This is a genomic window from Intrasporangium mesophilum, from assembly GCF_054783095.1.
This window is the reverse complement of record NZ_BAAGRF010000004.1, coordinates 382,009-398,061: the sequence shown is the minus strand read 5'-3', so window position 1 is coordinate 398,061 and position 16,053 is coordinate 382,009. Positions and strand designations below refer to the sequence as shown.

The 16,053-nt window shown below is 71.5% G+C and carries 16 protein-coding genes; 10 read left to right on the top strand and 6 right to left on the bottom strand.

Translation table 11 applies throughout. The annotated features are described in order from the left end of the window. Nucleotide 1: 1 nt before the first annotated feature. From ACYVLP_RS05200 to cobA, 5 genes are all read left to right on the top strand, one after another. Nucleotides 2-1,759 carry a nitrite/sulfite reductase gene (locus tag ACYVLP_RS05200; RefSeq protein WP_460626274.1) on the top strand — a complete coding sequence of 586 codons (1,758 nt, stop codon included), beginning with the start codon at nucleotides 2-4 and terminating at the stop codon, nucleotides 1,757-1,759. Next, nucleotides 1,756-2,505 (top strand): phosphoadenylyl-sulfate reductase, encoded by a 750-nt coding sequence (locus ACYVLP_RS05195; protein WP_460626273.1) that lies wholly within the window; start codon nucleotides 1,756-1,758, stop codon nucleotides 2,503-2,505. Before ACYVLP_RS05200 ends, ACYVLP_RS05195 begins: the two co-directional genes overlap by 4 nt. After that, on the top strand, nucleotides 2,502-3,446 hold the full coding sequence (gene cysD, locus ACYVLP_RS05190) for a sulfate adenylyltransferase subunit CysD (RefSeq protein WP_460626272.1): 945 nt from the start codon (nucleotides 2,502-2,504) through the stop codon (nucleotides 3,444-3,446). Before ACYVLP_RS05195 ends, cysD begins: the two co-directional genes overlap by 4 nt. A gap of 76 nt (nucleotides 3,447-3,522) precedes the next feature. After that, a complete protein-coding gene (locus tag ACYVLP_RS05185) occupies nucleotides 3,523-4,839 on the top strand; it encodes a sulfate adenylyltransferase subunit 1 (RefSeq protein WP_460626271.1) in 1,317 nt (438 codons plus the stop codon). A 4-nt stretch (nucleotides 4,840-4,843) separates the two neighbouring features. Next, nucleotides 4,844-6,052, top strand: a complete 1,209-nt coding sequence (gene cobA, locus ACYVLP_RS05180) for a uroporphyrinogen-III C-methyltransferase (protein ID WP_460626270.1) — start codon at nucleotides 4,844-4,846, stop codon at nucleotides 6,050-6,052. 6 nt (nucleotides 6,053-6,058) lie between these two features. On the opposite strand, the gene ACYVLP_RS05175 is transcribed toward cobA, so the two are convergent. The 5 genes from ACYVLP_RS05175 to ACYVLP_RS05155 form a co-directional block, all read right to left on the bottom strand. Next, on the bottom strand, nucleotides 6,059-7,000 hold the full coding sequence (locus ACYVLP_RS05175; RefSeq protein ID WP_460626269.1) for a phosphotransferase enzyme family protein: 942 nt from the start codon (nucleotides 6,998-7,000) through the stop codon (nucleotides 6,059-6,061). Further along, on the bottom strand, nucleotides 6,997-7,518 hold the full coding sequence (locus ACYVLP_RS05170; protein WP_460626268.1) for a DUF3824 domain-containing protein: 522 nt from the start codon (nucleotides 7,516-7,518) through the stop codon (nucleotides 6,997-6,999). Before ACYVLP_RS05170 ends, ACYVLP_RS05175 begins: the two co-directional genes overlap by 4 nt. Nucleotides 7,519-7,545: 27 nt before the next feature. Continuing rightward, complete coding sequence (locus ACYVLP_RS05165) at nucleotides 7,546-8,199, bottom strand: vWA domain-containing protein (RefSeq protein ID WP_460626267.1); 654 nt, start codon at nucleotides 8,197-8,199, stop codon at nucleotides 7,546-7,548. A 13-nt stretch (nucleotides 8,200-8,212) separates the two neighbouring features. Next, a complete protein-coding gene (locus ACYVLP_RS05160; protein WP_460626266.1) occupies nucleotides 8,213-8,683 on the bottom strand; it encodes a hypothetical protein in 471 nt (156 codons plus the stop codon). A gap of 120 nt (nucleotides 8,684-8,803) precedes the next feature. Beyond that, a complete protein-coding gene (locus ACYVLP_RS05155; RefSeq protein ID WP_460626265.1) occupies nucleotides 8,804-10,801 on the bottom strand; it encodes an alpha/beta-hydrolase family protein in 1,998 nt (665 codons plus the stop codon). Between the two features lie 191 nt (nucleotides 10,802-10,992). Between ACYVLP_RS05155 and ACYVLP_RS05150 the strand changes: the two genes are divergently transcribed. After that, entirely contained in the window at nucleotides 10,993-12,012 is a 1,020-nt protein-coding gene (locus ACYVLP_RS05150; RefSeq protein WP_460626264.1) for an LLM class flavin-dependent oxidoreductase, read from the top strand. Between the two features lie 32 nt (nucleotides 12,013-12,044). On the opposite strand, the gene ACYVLP_RS05145 is transcribed toward ACYVLP_RS05150, so the two are convergent. Then, the gene (locus tag ACYVLP_RS05145) at nucleotides 12,045-12,491 is read right to left on the bottom strand and encodes an SRPBCC family protein (RefSeq protein WP_460626263.1); all 447 of its coding nucleotides are present in this window, start codon (nucleotides 12,489-12,491) and stop codon (nucleotides 12,045-12,047) included. Nucleotides 12,492-12,585: 94 nt separating this feature from the next. On the opposite strand from ACYVLP_RS05145, the gene ACYVLP_RS05140 reads away from it, so the two are divergent. From ACYVLP_RS05140 to ACYVLP_RS05125, 4 genes are read left to right on the top strand one after another with little or no spacing between them, the layout of a single operon-like run. Then, entirely contained in the window at nucleotides 12,586-13,551 is a 966-nt protein-coding gene (locus tag ACYVLP_RS05140) for an ABC transporter ATP-binding protein (protein ID WP_460626262.1), read from the top strand. Next, a complete protein-coding gene (locus ACYVLP_RS05135) occupies nucleotides 13,548-14,294 on the top strand; it encodes an ABC transporter permease (protein ID WP_460626261.1) in 747 nt (248 codons plus the stop codon). Before ACYVLP_RS05140 ends, ACYVLP_RS05135 begins: the two co-directional genes overlap by 4 nt. Beyond that, nucleotides 14,291-15,439 (top strand): sensor histidine kinase, encoded by a 1,149-nt coding sequence (locus tag ACYVLP_RS05130; protein ID WP_460626260.1) that lies wholly within the window; start codon nucleotides 14,291-14,293, stop codon nucleotides 15,437-15,439. The genes ACYVLP_RS05135 and ACYVLP_RS05130 overlap by 4 nt, the downstream gene beginning before the upstream one ends. After that, on the top strand, nucleotides 15,436-16,050 hold the full coding sequence (locus tag ACYVLP_RS05125) for a response regulator (protein ID WP_452268313.1): 615 nt from the start codon (nucleotides 15,436-15,438) through the stop codon (nucleotides 16,048-16,050). Before ACYVLP_RS05130 ends, ACYVLP_RS05125 begins: the two co-directional genes overlap by 4 nt. Nucleotides 16,051-16,053: the final 3 nt, after the last annotated feature.

Genomic DNA, 16,053 nt, shown 5'->3' with positions numbered 1-16,053 from the left:
CATGACCGTCACCGAGACCTCCTCGCCGTCAGTGCCGTCCGGGACTCCCGGCGCGCGGCCGGCAGCCAGGCCGCCGCGCGCCGACCGCTCGAACGGCCAGTGGAAGGTCGACGGCACCACACCGCTCAACGCGAACGAGACGTGGAAGCAGGAGGAGGGCGGCCTCGGCGTTCGCGAGCGCATCGAGACGATCTACGCACAGCAGGGCTTCGACTCCATCCCACCACAGGATCTCAGCGGACGTTTCCGCTGGTGGGGGCTCTACACCCAGCGCAAGCCCGGCATCGACGGCGGCCGCACCGCCCAGCTCGACGACACCGAGCTGTCCGACCGGTACTTCATGCTCCGGGTCCGGCTCGACGGCGGCGCCGTCAACCTCGCCCAGCTGCGCACGCTCGCCGAGATCTCCACCGAGTTCGCCCGCGGCACCGCCGACATCAGCGACCGGCAGAACATCCAGTACCACTGGATCCGCGTCGAGGACGTCCCGGAGATCTGGCGCCGCCTCGAGGCCGTCGGGCTGCAGACGACCGAGGCCTGCGGGGACACGCCGCGCGTCATCCTCGGCAGCCCCCTCGCCGGCATCGCGGCCGACGAGATCCTCGACCCGACGCCGGTGATCGACGAGATCCGGAGCCGCTTCATCGGTGACCCGTCCCTGGCGAACCTCCCGCGCAAGTTCAAGACGGCCGTCACCGGCCACCCCAGCCTCGACGTCGTCCACGAGATCAACGACGTCTCGCTCGTCGGCGTCGTCCACCCCGACCTCGGCGTCGGTTACGACCTCTGGGTCGGGGGCGGCCTGTCCACCGCCCCCCGCCTCGCCGAGCGGGTCGGGGTGTTCGTCCGGCCCGACCAGGCCGCCGACGTGTGGCACGGCGTCATCCAGGTCTTCCGTGACTACGGCTATCGGCGGCTCCGCAACAAGGCGCGCCTCAAGTTCCTCCTCGCCGAGTGGGGTCCGGCGAAGTTCCGCCAGGTCCTCGAGGACGAGTACCTCGGGCACCCGCTGCCCGACGGCGTCCCGCCGGCCCCCGCGACGGGCCCCGGCGACCACGTCGGCGTGCACCTGCAGAAGGACGGCACCCGCTACATCGGCGCCTCACCGGTCGCCGGTCGGATCAGCGGCGATGTCCTCGCCGGGCTCGCCGACCTGCTCGAGTCGGTCGGCTCGGACCGGCTCCGCTTCACCCCGCACCAGAAGGTCGTCGTCCTCGACGTCCCCGGGCGGCGAGTCCGTGGTGCGGTGAGCCGGCTCGAGGCACTGGGTCTCGCCACGGCGCCGAGCCCGTTCCGCCGCAACACCATGGCGTGCACCGGCATCGAGTTCTGCAAGCTCGCGATCGTCGAGACCAAGGCCACCGCGGCACGCACGGTCACCGAGCTCGAGCGCCGCCTCGCCGACATCACCGACCGGCTCGACACGCCGATCACGCTCAACGTCAACGGCTGCCCCAACTCGTGCGCCCGCATCCAGGTCGCCGACATCGGTCTCAAGGGCCAGATCATCACCGTCGACGGACCCGACGGCTCGGGGCCACAGCAGGTGCCCGGGTTCCAGGTCCACCTCGGCGGCGGTCTCGCCTCGGCGGACCGCGACGAGGCCGGCCTCGGACGCACCGTGCGCGGCCTCAAGGTGACCGCCGACGACCTGCCCGACTACGTCGAGCGCGTGGTCCGCCGGTTCCTCGACGAGCGCGAGGCCGGCGAGACGTTCTCCCAGTGGACTGCCCGAGCAGAGGAAGGAGCGCTCGTATGACGACCGTGTCGCTCGCCACCCCCACAGTGCCGCGAAGGCGTCGCAGCAACGAGGAGCTCAAGGCGCTCGTCGACGACTTCAACGCGACGCTCGGGGCCGACCCGGACCACGAGCCGACGGCCGACGAGGTCGCCGCGTGGGCCGCGTTCCACTTCGAGGGCTCGCTCGCCGTCGCCTGCTCGATGGCCGACGCCGTCCTCCCACACGTCGTCTCACGTTTCGCGCCAGGAGTCGACGTCCTGTTCCTGGACACCGGATACCACTTCTCGGACACCCTCGTGACTCGCGACATCGTCGCCGAGGACCTTCCGATCAACCTGGTCGACGTCTTGCCCGCGCTCACCGTCGCCGAGCAGGACGAGAAGTACGGCCCGCGCCTCTACGAGCGGGACCCGGCACTCTGCTGCCAGATGCGCAAGGTCGAGCCCCTCGCGAGGACGTTGCCGGCATACGAAGCCTGGGTGACCGGCGTGCGGCGCGAGGAGGCGGCGACGCGCGCCAACACGCCGCTGGTCACGTGGGACGAGAAGAACGGGCTCGTCAAGATCAACCCGCTCGCCGCGTGGACCTTCGACGAGCTCCAGGCGTATGCCGTCGACAACCAGGTCGAGGTCAACTCGCTCCTCTCGGACGGCTTCCTCTCCATCGGCTGCGAGCCGTGCACCCGCCGGGTCGAGCCCGGCGAGGACCCCCGTGCCGGCCGTTGGGCCGGATTCACCAAGACCGAGTGCGGACTCCACACATGACCACGACCGTCACCCCACCGGCGCCCCTCGCGCCCGAGGCGCCCGACCGCAGACTCAGCCACCTCGACGCCCTGGAGGCGGAGTCGATCCTCGTGATCCGCGAGATCGCCGCCGAGCTCGAGCGGCCGGTGCTGCTCTTCTCCGGCGGCAAGGACTCGGTCGTCATGCTGCACCTCGCCGCGAAGGCGTTCTGGCCCGCGCCGATCCCGTTCCCCGTGCTGCACGTCGACACCGGGCACAACTTCCCCGAGGTGCTCGCCTACCGCGACGAGACGGTCTCGCGCCTGGGCCTGCGGCTCGAGGTCGCGCGCGTGCAGGACTACATCGACGACGGGCGGCTCCGTGAGCGGGCCGACGGCACCCGCAACCCGCTGCAGACCCAGCCGCTGCTCGACGCCATCGCCGAGCACCGCTTCGACGGGGTCTTCGGCGGCGGCCGCCGCGACGAGGAGAAGGCCCGCGCCAAGGAGCGGATCGTCTCCCTCCGAGACGAGTTCGGCCAGTGGGACCCCAAGAACCAGCGACCAGAGCTGTGGAACCTGTTCAACCCGAGGCACCGTCCGGGCGAGCACGTGCGCGTCTTCCCGATCAGCAACTGGACCGAGGTGGACGTGTGGCGCTACATCGAGCGTGAGGACATCCCGCTCGCGTCGCTCTACTACGCCCACGAGCGGGACGTCTTCCGTCGCGACGGCATGTGGCTCGCCGTCGGGCCGTACAGCCAGCCCCGCGACGGCGAGACCGTCGAGTCCAGGCTGGTGCGCTACCGGACCGTCGGTGACATGTCGTGCACCGGTGCCGTCGAGTCTGCGGCCGGCACGAACACCGAGATCGTCGCCGAGGTGGCCGCCTCGACCCTGACCGAGCGCGGCGCGACCCGCGCCGACGACCGGATCAGCGAGGCCGCCATGGAGGACCGCAAGAAGGAGGGCTACTTCTGAACTCCCCACGAAGTTCTCCGCTCGTCCCTCGCTCCGATACTTCGCGGGGGCCCCAAGACGACAAGGACACTCCGAGATGACCAATCTGCTGCGCCTTGCGACCGCAGGCTCGGTCGACGACGGCAAGTCCACTCTCGTCGGGCGCCTCCTGCACGACACGAAGTCGGTGCTGTCCGACCAGCTCGCCGCGGTCGAGCGCGTCTCGCGCGACCGTGGCCTGACCGCCGCCGACCTGGCGCTGCTGACCGACGGCCTGCGGGCCGAGCGCGAGCAGGGCATCACCATCGATGTCGCTTACCGCTACTTCGCCACTGCGACAAGGTCTTTCGTCCTCGCGGACTGCCCGGGGCACGTGCAGTACACCCGCAACACCGTGACCGGGTCGTCGACGGCCGACGTCGTCGTCCTCCTCGTCGACGCTCGCAAGGGGGTGCTGGAGCAGACTCGCCGGCACCTCGCGGTGACCGCACTGCTGCGAGTGCCGCACGTGATCGTCGCCGTCAACAAGATCGACCTCGTCGACTTCTCGGAAGGGGTCTTCGACCAGGTCCACGCGCAGGTCCAGGCTGTGGCCCGGGAGCTCGGCGTCGAGGACGCCATCGCGATCCCGGTCAGCGCGCTCGACGGCGACAACATCGTCGAGCACTCGGCCCGCACGCCGTGGTACACCGGGCCCAGCCTGCTCGAGCTCCTCGAGGCGCTGCCGCCCTCCGACGACCCGAGCCACGAGTCGTTCCGCCTGCCCGTCCAGCTCGTCATCCGCCCCCAGGCAGCGGCCATCGACCCCGGGCAGCGCGACTACCGCGGGTATGCCGGCCAGGTGGCCTCGGGCGTCGTCCGTGTCGGTGACGAGGTAGTGGCGCTCCCGTCGGGTCGCCGCACGACCGTCGTCGGGATCGACCTCGGGCAGCGCTCCCTCCAGGAGGCGTTCGCCCCGCAGTCGGTGACCCTGCGCCTGGCCGACGAGATCGACATCTCGCGCGGTGACGTCATCGCCGCGGCCGACGGCGCACCGGCCCCGAAGCAGGACATCGGGGCCGTCGTCTGCTGGCTCGGCGACGCCCCGCTGCGGCCTGGACAGCGGCTCCTGCTCAAGCACGGCTCGCGCACGGTCCAGGCCGCCGTGCGGGCCCTCGACGGCGCCCTCGACCTTGATGACCTGCATGCCGTGCCGACGGAAGCCCTGTCGCTCAACGACATCGGCCGGGTGACGCTGCGCCTGGCGTCGCCCATCCCCGTGGAGAACTACTCGACCTCCCGTCGTGGCGGCGCGTTCCTGCTCATCGACGCCCACGACGGGCGCACCCTCGCGGCGGGGATGGTCGGTGCCACGCTGCCCACCGCCGAGCCCGCGCCGTCGTCGCCGGAAGGCGACGAGGAATGGGACATCTGAGCTCATGAAGTCCGCCCTGCCCATCGTGCTCGACCTCGACGGCAAGCTCGTCGTGGCAGTCGGCGGTGGCCCGGTGTCGGCACGACGTGTGCGGGCGTTCGTCGACGAGGGCGCGGTGGTGCGGGTCGTGTCGCCGTGGGTCTGCGAGGACCTGCGCGATCTCGTCACGGAGGGTCAGGCTGAGTGGGTCGGTCGTGACTATGCCGGCCCGGCGGACCTCGACGGCGCGTGGCTGGTCCACACCGCGACCGGCGAGCCGGGCGTGGACCAGCGGGTCGCGCAGGACGCCGCCGCGCTCCGGGTCTGGTGCGTCGACGCGACGGATGCCGCGGCCACGTCGGCCAGCATCGCCGCTCGCGCCGACGTGACCACCCCGGACGGCCGGGTCACCGTGGCCACGTATGCCGCGGGCGACCCCGGTCTGGCCGTGACGGTCCGCGACGGCGTCGAGCAGGCGATCGCCTCCGGTGCGCTCGACCTTCGGCGCACCCGAGCGCGCGACGGTCTTGGCTGGGTCGCCCTGGTCGGCGGCGGGCCCGGTGCGGATGGCCTCATCACGGCCCGCGGGCACGCGCTGCTGGCCTCGGCGGACGTCGTCGTCGTCGACCGGCTCGCTCCGCGCGCTGTCGTGGACCGGCTGCCGGCCTCGGTCCGCGTCATCGACGTCGGCAAGACCCCCGGCAACCACCCGGTGCCCCAGTCCCGGATCAACGACATTCTCGTCGAGGAAGCCCGGCGCGGGCTGGGCGTGGTGCGGCTCAAGGGCGGCGATCCCTACGTGCTCGGGCGCGGAGGTGAGGAGCGGCGCGCCTGCGAGGCACACGGCATACCCGTCGAGGTCGTCCCCGGCGTGACCAGCGCCGTCGCCGTGCCGGCGGCTGCCGGCATCCCGGTGACGCACCGCGGGGTGGCTCGCGGCTTCTCGGTCGTGACCGGCCATGACGACATCCCGGTGCTGCCGACCGGCGGCGACCACACGCTCGTGCTCCTGATGGGGGTGACACAGCTGTCCCGCACCATGGATCTGCTTGTCGCACACGGCCGCTCAGGCGACTGCCCGGTCGCCATCGTCGAGCGCGGGTTCCTGCCCACCCAGCGCACCACGGTCGGCACGGTCTGCACCATCGCGGCGCTGGCGGCCGATGTCGGCGTCGAGGCGCCGGCGGTGATCGTCGTCGGCGACGTCGTCCGGCTCTCCCCCGCCTGGCCCTGACCCCCTTTAGGTGACTGCGGCGAGGATGCGGTCGATGCGCGCGAGCGTCACCGGGTCGGCCGGGATCTCTCGGAACCACGCCGCGAGCCGGTCCCGCTCACCCTGGTCGGACGCACCCACCCAGCGTGAGCACGCGAGCTGGCCGATGTGCGCCTGCTCCGCGACGACCATCGAGAAGTGTGCGCGGCGCGTCACGCGCCCAGGACCCCCCTCCTGCCGGTATGCCGTGTGGATCCGTCGCGCTCGCGCCGGGTCGTCCGCGCCGAACTCGAACAGCACCATCGCCAGCTCCATGCTCGGGTCGGCTGGTCCGAGGTTCTCGAAGTCGATGACGCAGACCCGCCCGTCAGCGGACGCGAGCACGTTGTCGGCCCACAGGTCCCGGTGGCAGAGGATGCGCGGCCCGTGCGGCTCGATGACCGCCTCGACCGCGATGAGCTCGTCGAGGATCGCGCCCAGCTCGTCCGCGAAAGGCGCCTGCTCGACCACGAGTCGGGCGTGCAGGTCTCGCCAGCTCCGCTCACCGAAGCCGGTGGCGAACCAGTTGTCGACCGACTCCTGCGAGGGCCGGGACGCGATGTGGAGCCGTGCGACCGTCCGCCCCACCTCTGCGGGGTCGAGCAGGCGGCTGCGGGGTCGCAGGTCGACCCACTCGAACACCCTGACAGCCGAGCCGTCGACGAGCGTGGCGACGTCTCCGCCCGGCGTCCTGAAGATGGCGGGAGTGAAAACGCCTGCGGCACGGGCGGACTCGACCAGATCGAAGTCGCTGCCCACCTCGTCGAGATCGGGCTGGGCGTACCACTCCTTGACGGCGTAGTCGCGGACCCGCGTACGCAGCCGCCACACCCGTCCGAGCTGGCCGCGTGCGACCGGTCCCTCCAGGCGGGCAGGGCGGGGAAGGTCGTACGCGTCGGCGATCGCGAGGGCCTCGGACGCCTCGATCACGGCACGATGCGCCAGACCGCCACCGCGACGGTCACCAGGGCGAGGACTCCGGCCGCATACCCGAGGGGTGTGCGGCCCTTGCTGCCACGGCCGAAGAGCAGCAGGACCGCTGCGAGCACGGACAGCACCGCGGCGATGACCGTCTCCTCCGCGCCGCGGTCGATCGTGCGGATGACGATGGTCGCGTCGCCGCCGAAGCGCACGAAGTAGCCGAGCACCCGCACCAGGAAGAAGACCCACCAGCCGACGGTGACCCAGAACAGCGCGACGCCGACCTTCTCCAGGAGCGGGTCGACCTGCTCGGGCGAATCCGGCTCGGCGGCATACGGCCCCGGCTGGACGGCATACGGGCTCGGAGACGTGACGGGCAGCGCTCGCGTCGGTTCCTGCTGGAGGACCGGCTGCGTCGCCGTCGTGGGCGGCAACGGGACGGTGAACTGCTGCGTCGACCGCCCCTGCGCCTCGTCAGGGGCGGTCGGTCCGGGCGTGTCGCCCGTGTCGCCCGAGTCGTTGCTCATGGCGACAACGTACCCCCGGAGGGGGTCTCACTCAGCAGCAGCGGCGCGCTGTTCGTCGTCGAACGCCATGTGGATCGCCGCTTCCTGCAAGGAAGCCCCCGCCGCGACGGCGGATCTGGTGCGCCCGATGTTGCGCGACGTGGCGGCCATCGCCGCCGCCACCCGCCCGCGGCCGTACGTCATGGAGTGCGCAGCCGAGACACCGATGCTCGAGCCGACCTCGATGGCGTCCTGGTCGGCGCCCAGGTAGAGGAACTGCCAGCTGTAGTCCTTGGACTGCCGCTCGATCATCTGCTTGACCTGGGGATGCGTGAGCTCGCGGGAGGCGTTCTCGTGGCCGTCGGTCATGATGCCCACGACGACGATGCCGGGGCGCTGCTCCTCGGGCAGGGCGGCGAGCCGGGAGCCGGCCTCGCCGACGAGCCGCCCGATGGAGTCGAGCAGGGCTGTGCTGCCACGCGGCTGCAGCTGCAGGGGTGGGACCGCGGCCAGCGGGAGGTCGCGATAGACCTCGTCGTACTGGTCGTCGAACTGGGCGAGCGTGACCCGACAGTCCCCGGGCTGCTTGCGCTGCTCCTCGATGAAGGCGTTGAAGCCGCCCTCGGTGTCGTCCTTGATCGACTGCATCGACCCGCTGCGGTCCAGCAGGAAGTAGAGGTGGGTGAGGTTCGAGTTCGTCATGTCATGCCCTTCGTCAGGTGGTGCGCCGTGCGCGGAAGCGCAGCGGCCTGGGCTGCTCGGCGAGGTCGGTGGCGTCGCGGTGCCGCCCCTCCTCGAGGTCGTAGCGGGCGCGCTCCACGCCAGCGGCGGTGACCCGTCCGGCCTCCGAGCCATATGCCGCGAGCAGCTTCGTGCGGGCAAGGCGCGGGCCGACGGCGTTCTCCGAGAGGCCGGCCAGGGCTCCGGCGGTGCGGATCGTCCCGCCCTCGGTCACGAGGACCGCCGCCATGGCCTCGTCGATGGCCGTCGTCACGTGCTCCTGAGCGCTGCGCAGCAGCGGCAGTGCTGTGCTCGGCGCCGTCGCGTCAGCCTGCGCGAGCGCGGCTGCCGCGGCCTGGATCGAGGCGTGGATCGAGGAGCGGATCGCGTCGGCGCTCGCCGGCGGAGTCTGGCCGTCGATCGGACCTCCGGCGGGGTCGGAGTGCGTCGTGCCGGGTGGTGTCATCTCCCCATCGTGCCGCAGTAACTGCGGCAACGCAATACTAGCGGTTGGGTTCGGACGTGGCGGCTGTGCAGACGACCTGTGGATGACGATCCGGCCTCTACAGAGCGCGTGAGGAGCCAGTCAGTCCTTGAAGATCTGCTCCCTCGCCGACTCGCGCTGCTCCAGCGCCTGCTCGATCCTGGTGAGCTGCTCCTCGGTCGCCGGCAGGTCGAACACCGCCGAGATGAACCGTGGCAGCTCCGGCCGATAGTCGTGTGCCCAGGCCTTGTACGCGCCGGGGAGCTGCGCGTTCTTCATGTCGACAAGCGTCTGGAAGAAGGTCGTGACCGGCCTCCAGCGCAGCCTCGGCGAGATCCCGCGAGGGCTGGCACCGGGCACCGGCTCCGGCATCGGCCGGCCGGGCGCGAGCCACGCGGGCCTGCTGCTGAGCAGATCCAGTCCGAAGCGCGCGACCCCGTCGTTGTCGTGCGTCAGCATGACGTAGCGCAGCCGCGCCCGCGCGTGCGGCGACATCGCGGCGAGCTGCTCGTAGTCGTTGACGACCGTCACCAGCGAGGGGTCGACGTCCGGCCGAGGCGCCCCGGTGACCTGGTGCATCCAGCCAGAGCCGTACGGCGTGCCGATCCAGAGGGCACGATCGAGGCCGAGTGCCTGCGGGCCGAGCGTGCCCCAGTGCAGCAGGACGTCCTGGCTCGTGTGGGCGCCGAGGCTCTCGCCGAAGAGCACGACGCGCGGCCCCGTGCCGTTGAGCTCGCGCAGGCGGGCGCTCAGCCGCAGCCACAGAAGGCGGTTCTGCTCACGCGCCTGCTTGACCTTCATCAGTGACAAGGGCGAGGGCCGCTTGGAGTACTGCATCGTCACCATCGCGATGTCGCCCCGCGCGAGATACGTCGCGGCCCCGCTCGCGCAGTAGTTGACGTAGCCGCTCCCGGTCGGCGAGATGAGCATGAGCACGGACCGGTCCCAGGCGCCGGTCCGGTCGAGCTCGGCGATCGCCAGCTCGACCCGCTCGCCCGCGGTCGGTGCGCTGTCGAGACCGACGTACACCTGCACCGGCTCGGCGACGGCCGGCTCACCCATGACCGCGGGGATGGAGAAGTCGCGGTAGCTGCCGGGACGGTCAACGGGGGGCCGGGTGCGCACCGACAGCAGCGCGTGGCGCCGACCTTCACGGCCCAGCGTGGACCAGGGCACGAGGCTCTCGCCTGACCCGCTGACAGCCGGCTCGACCCAGTGCCTGCCCCCTTCGGGGTCGTCGAAGAACGGGTCGATGTCGGACGCCCCGGCCTCGACCTTGGTCATCGCGCGCTGCCAGAGCAGGTTGACCCCGGCGACCACGCCCGTCAGGCAGAGGGCGTGTCCGGACAGGCGGTAGAGCGCAGGTGGTCCCGGAAGCCGTTGTGACAGAACCTCGCCCGCCTGTTCAGCGAGCCACATCTCCCCGTATGCCGCCCCGGTGAGTCCGCCGGCCAGCACCACTCCCAGCGTGGCCGAGCGGATGGTGCTCACCCCTTCCTGGTCCTGCTCGCCGGCCGGGAGGTCCCGGACGTCGCGAACCTGCCTGCGCAGGACCGCCCCGCCGACGGCGAGGCCCACGGGTATCGCCACCGGGATCCGGGCAAGGCGGCCGTTGGCGTCGACGGCATCGTCGACCGCGATGAGCCCGGCCCGGGCCGTGCCCAGCACCGCCCCGCCGATCCCGGTGGCCATGAGCCGCCAGCCCACCTGACGGATGCCGCCCCTGAGCATCGCCTCGTTGGGGCGACGCGACACGAACCGCCAGAGGCCGTAGCCGACCGGGACCGCGACGAGGTCGAGCGCCAGGGTGGCCAGAGCCTGTTTGCGGGCCAGGTCGCGACCGGGCAGGGCCGGGGCCACGAGGGCCGCGACGGCGGCCAGGGCGTCCTGCGTCGCGGTCGAGAAGCCGTAGTTCAGCGTCGTCGTCAGGCCCGTGATGATCGCCTGGTCCCTCGTCGACCGGGGCACGAGCGAGGGCTCGAACGTGCCGGGCGCCGACGCGCTCGCCATGACCAGCCCGGTCTGGGCCGCGGTAGCCAGCGGCTCTGACCAGCCCGTCTCCGTGATGGCCTGGCTCACGATCTCTTCGAACGTCCGCATGTTCGGCTCCCGCAGACATGCCACGGGCTCCGACAGCTCCGTGGCGCGTCCTCACGGTAACCGGATCGGGCCCGGCATCGGTGGGACCTCGGGTATTTCACACCATCCGGGTGAGCCGCCCCGGCCTGCAGCGCTTCCCCATGCCGGTGGGCCTGTGGAAGCGTTGGGGGCCTCGCGACGTTGGAGGGCATGTGAAGAAGATCGGGTTCCTGTCGTTCGGGCACTGGACGCCGTCGCCGCAGTCGCAGACGCGCTCGGCGTCGGACGCGTTGCTCCAGTCCATCGACCTCGCCGTGGCCGCCGAGGAGCTCGGCGCCGACGGCGCCTACTTCCGGGTGCATCACTTCGCACGCCAGCTGGCGTCGCCGTTCCCCCTGCTGGCGGCCATCGGCGCCCGGACCAGCCAGATCGAGATCGGCACGGGCGTGATCGACATGCGCTACGAGAACCCGCTCTACATGGCAGAGGATGCCGGGGCTGCAGACCTCATCGCGGGCGGCCGGCTCCAGCTCGGCATCAGCCGTGGGTCACCCGAGCAGGTCATCGACGGGTTCCGCTACTTCGGCCACGTCCCGGCCGAGGGCTCGGACCATGCGGCGATGGCGCGGGAGCACACGCAGGTGCTTCTGGACCTGCTGCGCGGCGAGGGCTTCGCCGAGCCGAACCCTCGCCCGATGTTCCCGAACCCGCCCGGTCTGCTCCGCCTCGAGCCGTTCTCACCCGGCCTTCGGGACCGGATCTGGTGGGGTGCCGGGTCGCGAGCGACCGCCGAGTGGACGGCCGAGCAGGGCATGAACCTCATGAGCTCCACCCTGCTCACCGAGGACACCGGCGTGCCGTTCCACCAGCTGCAGGCCGAGCAGATCCAGCGCTTCCGCGACGCGTGGACGGCGGCCGGCCACGAGCGCGAGCCGCGGGTGTCGGTGAGCCGCAGCGTCTTCCCCATCGTCAGCGACCTCGACCGCGCGTACTTCGGCCGCGAGTCGGCCAGCCAGGACCAGGTCGGCTACCTCGACGGTGGCCTCGCGCGGTTCGGCAAGTCGTATGCCGGTGAGCCGGACGAGCTGGTCCGTTCCCTGGCCGAGGACGAGGCCGTCGCCGCTGCCGACACACTGCTGCTGACCGTGCCGAACCAGCTCGGCGTGGACTACAACGCACACGTCATCGAGTCGGTCCTCACGCAGGTGGCTCCGGCGCTCGGCTGGCGGTAGCAGCCGACGGGGTCGGGGGCTCAGGGGGGCGGTCACGGGTCCTGGGCCAGGAGGCGGCGGAGGGCTGCGGCATACGCCTGTCTGGCGACCGCGGTGACAACCGGGTGCAGAAGCGCAGGGACTCCCCACACCCAGATCTCCTGGCTCCACTCGACCCGCGACCCCGGCGGACGTGGTGACACGCGGAGCACGATGGACCCGCGGATCACCTTGCCCCCCTTGTGGATCCGCGCCACTCCCGGGGTGCCGTCTCGCGGCGCCGTGATCTCGTCGACGGTCATCGCGTCGTCGAAACCGACTGGCCCCGCTGCCGTTCGCGCCACGAACTGCGACCCTGCGGTCAGGGAGTCCGCCGACAGGGCGCTCCCGCGCACCGTCGTGAGCGGGATGACCCGGGAGTGCATCCGCAGGTCGAGGACCCTGCGCCACGCCTCCGCGGCAGCGAGCTCCGAGTCGATGACCACGCTGAACTGCGACACCCTCCCGAGCATGCATCGCCCCGTGACACCTGTCACGAAGATCTCGTGACCTACGCCCGGGGCGCGCGGTTACTCCAGGATGCACAGTTGAGCCATGAACAGGGAAACCCCCGCCATCGAGCTCCACGAGCTTGTCAAGACCTTCGCCCCGCAACGCGGCTCGCACGACGCCAAGGTCCGCGCCGTGGACGGCATCGACCTGACCATCGAGCCCGGCGAGGTCGTCGCCTTCCTCGGCCCCAACGGGGCCGGCAAGACGACGACACTCGACATGGTGCTCGGGCTGACGGAGCCTACGAGCGGCACGGTCCGCGTCTACGGCAACGGCGCCCGTGCCGCCGTCGTCGCCGGCCAGGTCTCCGCCGTCCTTCAGACCGGTGGGCTCCTGCGCGACCTCACCGTTCGCGAGACGGTCGTCATGATCGCCTCCACGTATGCCGCCCACTCCCGGGTCGACGACGTCATCGCCCGCGCCGGGCTCAGCTCGCTCGCCAACCGCCGCGTGTCCAAGTGCTCAGGCGGTGAGCAGCAGCGCCTCCGTTTCGCGCTCGCCCTGCTGCCCGACCCGCGCCTGCTCATCCTCGACGAGCCGACGGCCGGGATGGACGTCAGCGCCCGCCGCGACTTCTGGGACACGATGCACCAGGACGCCAGCGCCGGACGCACCGTGGTCTTCGCCACTCACTACCTCGAGGAGGCGGACGCCTTCGCCGACCGGATCGTCCTCATCGCCGGCGGCAGGATCGTCGCCGACGGGACCACCGCCGAGATCAAGGCCCGCGCGAGCGGGCGGACCGTCTCGGCGACCCTGCCGGTCCTCGGTGCGACCGTGGCGATGGAGAAGCTCCGCGCCTGCGAGGGCGTGCGGAGCATCGAGGAGCGCGGCGCCCGCGTCGTCGTCTCCGCCGTCGACTCCGACGCCGTCGCCCGCCTGCTGCTCAACGAGCTCGGCGGCACCGACCTCGAGATCGTCACGGCCGGGCTCGAGGAGGCCTTCATGGCCCTCACCGGCGCCGACGACGACACTCTCTACGACACCACTGAGGAGCTCGTGCGATGAACGCCACCTTCACCCTGCTCGAGATGCGCCGGATCACCCGCGACTACGCCGGCATGTTCTTCACGGCCGTGCTACCGGCCTTCTTCTACCTCATCTTCGGCTCCACCGTCGCAGCCAAGGGCGAGACGATCGGCAACGGCAACGTCGCGATGTACGTGATGATCAGCATGGCGGCCTACGGCGCCGTCACCGCGACGACGAGCATCGGCGGCAACGCCGCCGTCGAGCGGGTCCAGGGCTGGGGTCGCCAGCTCGGCCTCACGCCCCTAGCCGACGGGTCCTACATCGCGATGAAGGCCCTCATCGCCATGACCGTTGCCGCGGTGCCGGTCCTGCTGACCTACTTCCTCGGCGCGGTCACCGGGGCGCACGGCTCGGCGTCCGCTTGGGCGCTGAGTGCCGTCCTGGTGCTCGCCGGCTCGTCGGTCTTCGCCCTCTACGGCCTGCTCATCGGCACCGCCTTCCGCTCCGAGGCCGCCGTGGGCGCCGCCGCAGGCACGCTCGTGATCTTCGCCTTCCTCGGCAACCTCTTCATCCCGCTGTCGGGCGCGCTGCTGACGTTCGCGAAGTTCACGCCGCTCTACGGGTATGCCGCCCTGGCTCGCTACCCGCTCACCGAGGGCTACCTGCCCGACGGGACGAAGGACCCGCTGTGGCTCCCGATCGCCAACGTCCTCGCCTACGTCGTCATCTTCGGGATCCTCGCGACAGTGCTCGTGCGTCGCGGCCGGGAGCGTCAGTGAGCCAGACCCAGGGTCGCGAGGTCCGTGGCACGCAGGATGCCACGGGCCTCGCGACGCGCCATGGCGTGCCCGACCGCAACCCGTGGGAGCGCTACAGCTGGATCATCCAGTCGGTCTGGCTGGTCTTCCTGGTCTTCCCCGTCATCGCGCTCCTCGACACCGACCTGGCGGCCTGGCAGAAGGGTGTCGGGTTCACCCTCATCGTGGCCTTCGGGCTCCTGTACTCGCTCGGTGCACAGCACCTCCAGCGACTCGAGAAGCGCTGCGTCCCGCGCTACGGGCGGGGGGCGGTCTATGTCGGCGGCCTCGTCGCCTGCACGCTCGCGTCGATACCGCTCCTCGGCGTCGGAGCCCTCAGCTTCCTGCCGTTCGTCGTGTCCTTCGGGATGTTCGCCCTGCCCTTGGTCTGGGCGTTCACCGTAGGTGGCCTCTGCATCCTCTCGGCGCTGTTCTGCGCGATCTTCGTCGAGCTCGACGAGGGCACCTGGGTGGTCGCGGTGATCATCTTCGCCGTCAGCGCGATGACCGCGGTGATCCGGCTCGCAACCGACCGTGGCGAGCAGTACGAGGCCATGTCGCGTGAGCTGGCGCTCGTGGCCGAGCGGGAGCGCGTGGCCCGAGACGTGCACGACGTGCTCGGCCACTCGCTCACGGTCGTCACGGTCAAGGCCGAGCTCGCCGAGCGCCTCGTCGACCTGGACCCGGACCGGGCCAAGGAGGAGCTCGTGGAGATCCAGGCCCTCAGCAGGCAGGCACTCGCCGAGATCAGGGCCACCGTCGGTGGTCTGCGCGCGGCCCGGCTCGACGACGAGCTGGCTTCTGCGACCATGGCGCTCGCAGGTGCTGGCATCGAGGCGCACGTGCCCGAGGACCCGACGGCCGTGGACCCACGGCACCGCATCGTGCTTGCCTGGGTGCTGCGCGAGGCCACGACCAACGTGATCCGCCACAGCGACGCCGACGAGTGCTGGGTCGAGCTCGACTCGAACCGCCTGACCGTCCGCGACGACGGCCGCGGCGTCGAGGGCCGCCCCGAGGGCAACGGCATACGCGGGCTTCGTGAGAGGGTCGAGGCCGCCGGTGGTCTCCTCACCATCGCCACCGGCCCGGAGGGCCACGGGACCGTGCTGGAGGTGACGCTGTGAGCGACACGATCAGGGTGCTGCTCGCCGACGACCAGGCGCTCGTGCGCGGGGCGCTGGCGGCGCTGCTCGCACTGGAGTCCGACCTCGAGGTCGTCGCCGAGGTGGGGCGTGGCGACGAGGTCGTCGCCCGGGCGCGCGAGTCACGCGCGGACGTCTGCCTGCTCGACATCGAGATGCCCGGGCTGGACGGCATCGCCGCCGCCGCTGCGGTGCGCGACTCGCTGCCCGGGGTGCGCAGTCTCATCGTCACGACGTTCGGCCGACCCGGCTACCTCCGGCGCGCCCTGGAGGCGGGGGCGTCAGGGTTCGTCGTCAAGGACACGCCGGCGCGACAGCTGGCCGATGCCGTGCGCAAGGTCCACGCCGGGCTGCGGGTCGTCGACCCGTCGCTGGCCACCGAGTCGCTCGTCGAAGGCGCCAACCCACTCACCGAGCGGGAGCGCGAGGTCCTGCTCGTGGCCCTGCAAGGCGGCACCGTCGCGAGCATCGCCACCGTAGTGCACCTGTCTCCCGGCACCGTCCGCAACCATCTCAGCTCCGCGATCGGCAAGACCGGGACCTCGACCCGCGCCGAGGCCGCACGCGTCGCGCAGAACCGCGGCTGGCTCTGACGG

Coding starts and splice junctions, on each gene's coding strand:
- ACYVLP_RS05155 (WP_460626265.1), bottom strand. CDS start 10,801: ATGCGGACGTTCGAAGAGATCGTGAGCCAGGCCATCACGGAGACGGGC.
- ACYVLP_RS05170 (WP_460626268.1), bottom strand. CDS start 7,518: ATGAGCAACGACTCGGGCGACACGGGCGACACGCCCGGACCGACCGCC.
- cobA (WP_460626270.1), top strand. CDS start 4,844: ATGAAGTCCGCCCTGCCCATCGTGCTCGACCTCGACGGCAAGCTCGTC.
- ACYVLP_RS05160 (WP_460626266.1), bottom strand. CDS start 8,683: ATGACACCACCCGGCACGACGCACTCCGACCCCGCCGGAGGTCCGATC.
- ACYVLP_RS05195 (WP_460626273.1), top strand. CDS start 1,756: ATGACGACCGTGTCGCTCGCCACCCCCACAGTGCCGCGAAGGCGTCGC.
- ACYVLP_RS05135 (WP_460626261.1), top strand. CDS start 13,548: ATGAACGCCACCTTCACCCTGCTCGAGATGCGCCGGATCACCCGCGAC.
- ACYVLP_RS05185 (WP_460626271.1), top strand. CDS start 3,523: ATGACCAATCTGCTGCGCCTTGCGACCGCAGGCTCGGTCGACGACGGC.
- ACYVLP_RS05140 (WP_460626262.1), top strand. CDS start 12,586: ATGAACAGGGAAACCCCCGCCATCGAGCTCCACGAGCTTGTCAAGACC.
- ACYVLP_RS05165 (WP_460626267.1), bottom strand. CDS start 8,199: ATGACGAACTCGAACCTCACCCACCTCTACTTCCTGCTGGACCGCAGC.
- ACYVLP_RS05200 (WP_460626274.1), top strand. CDS start 2: ATGACCGTCACCGAGACCTCCTCGCCGTCAGTGCCGTCCGGGACTCCC.
- cysD (WP_460626272.1), top strand. CDS start 2,502: ATGACCACGACCGTCACCCCACCGGCGCCCCTCGCGCCCGAGGCGCCC.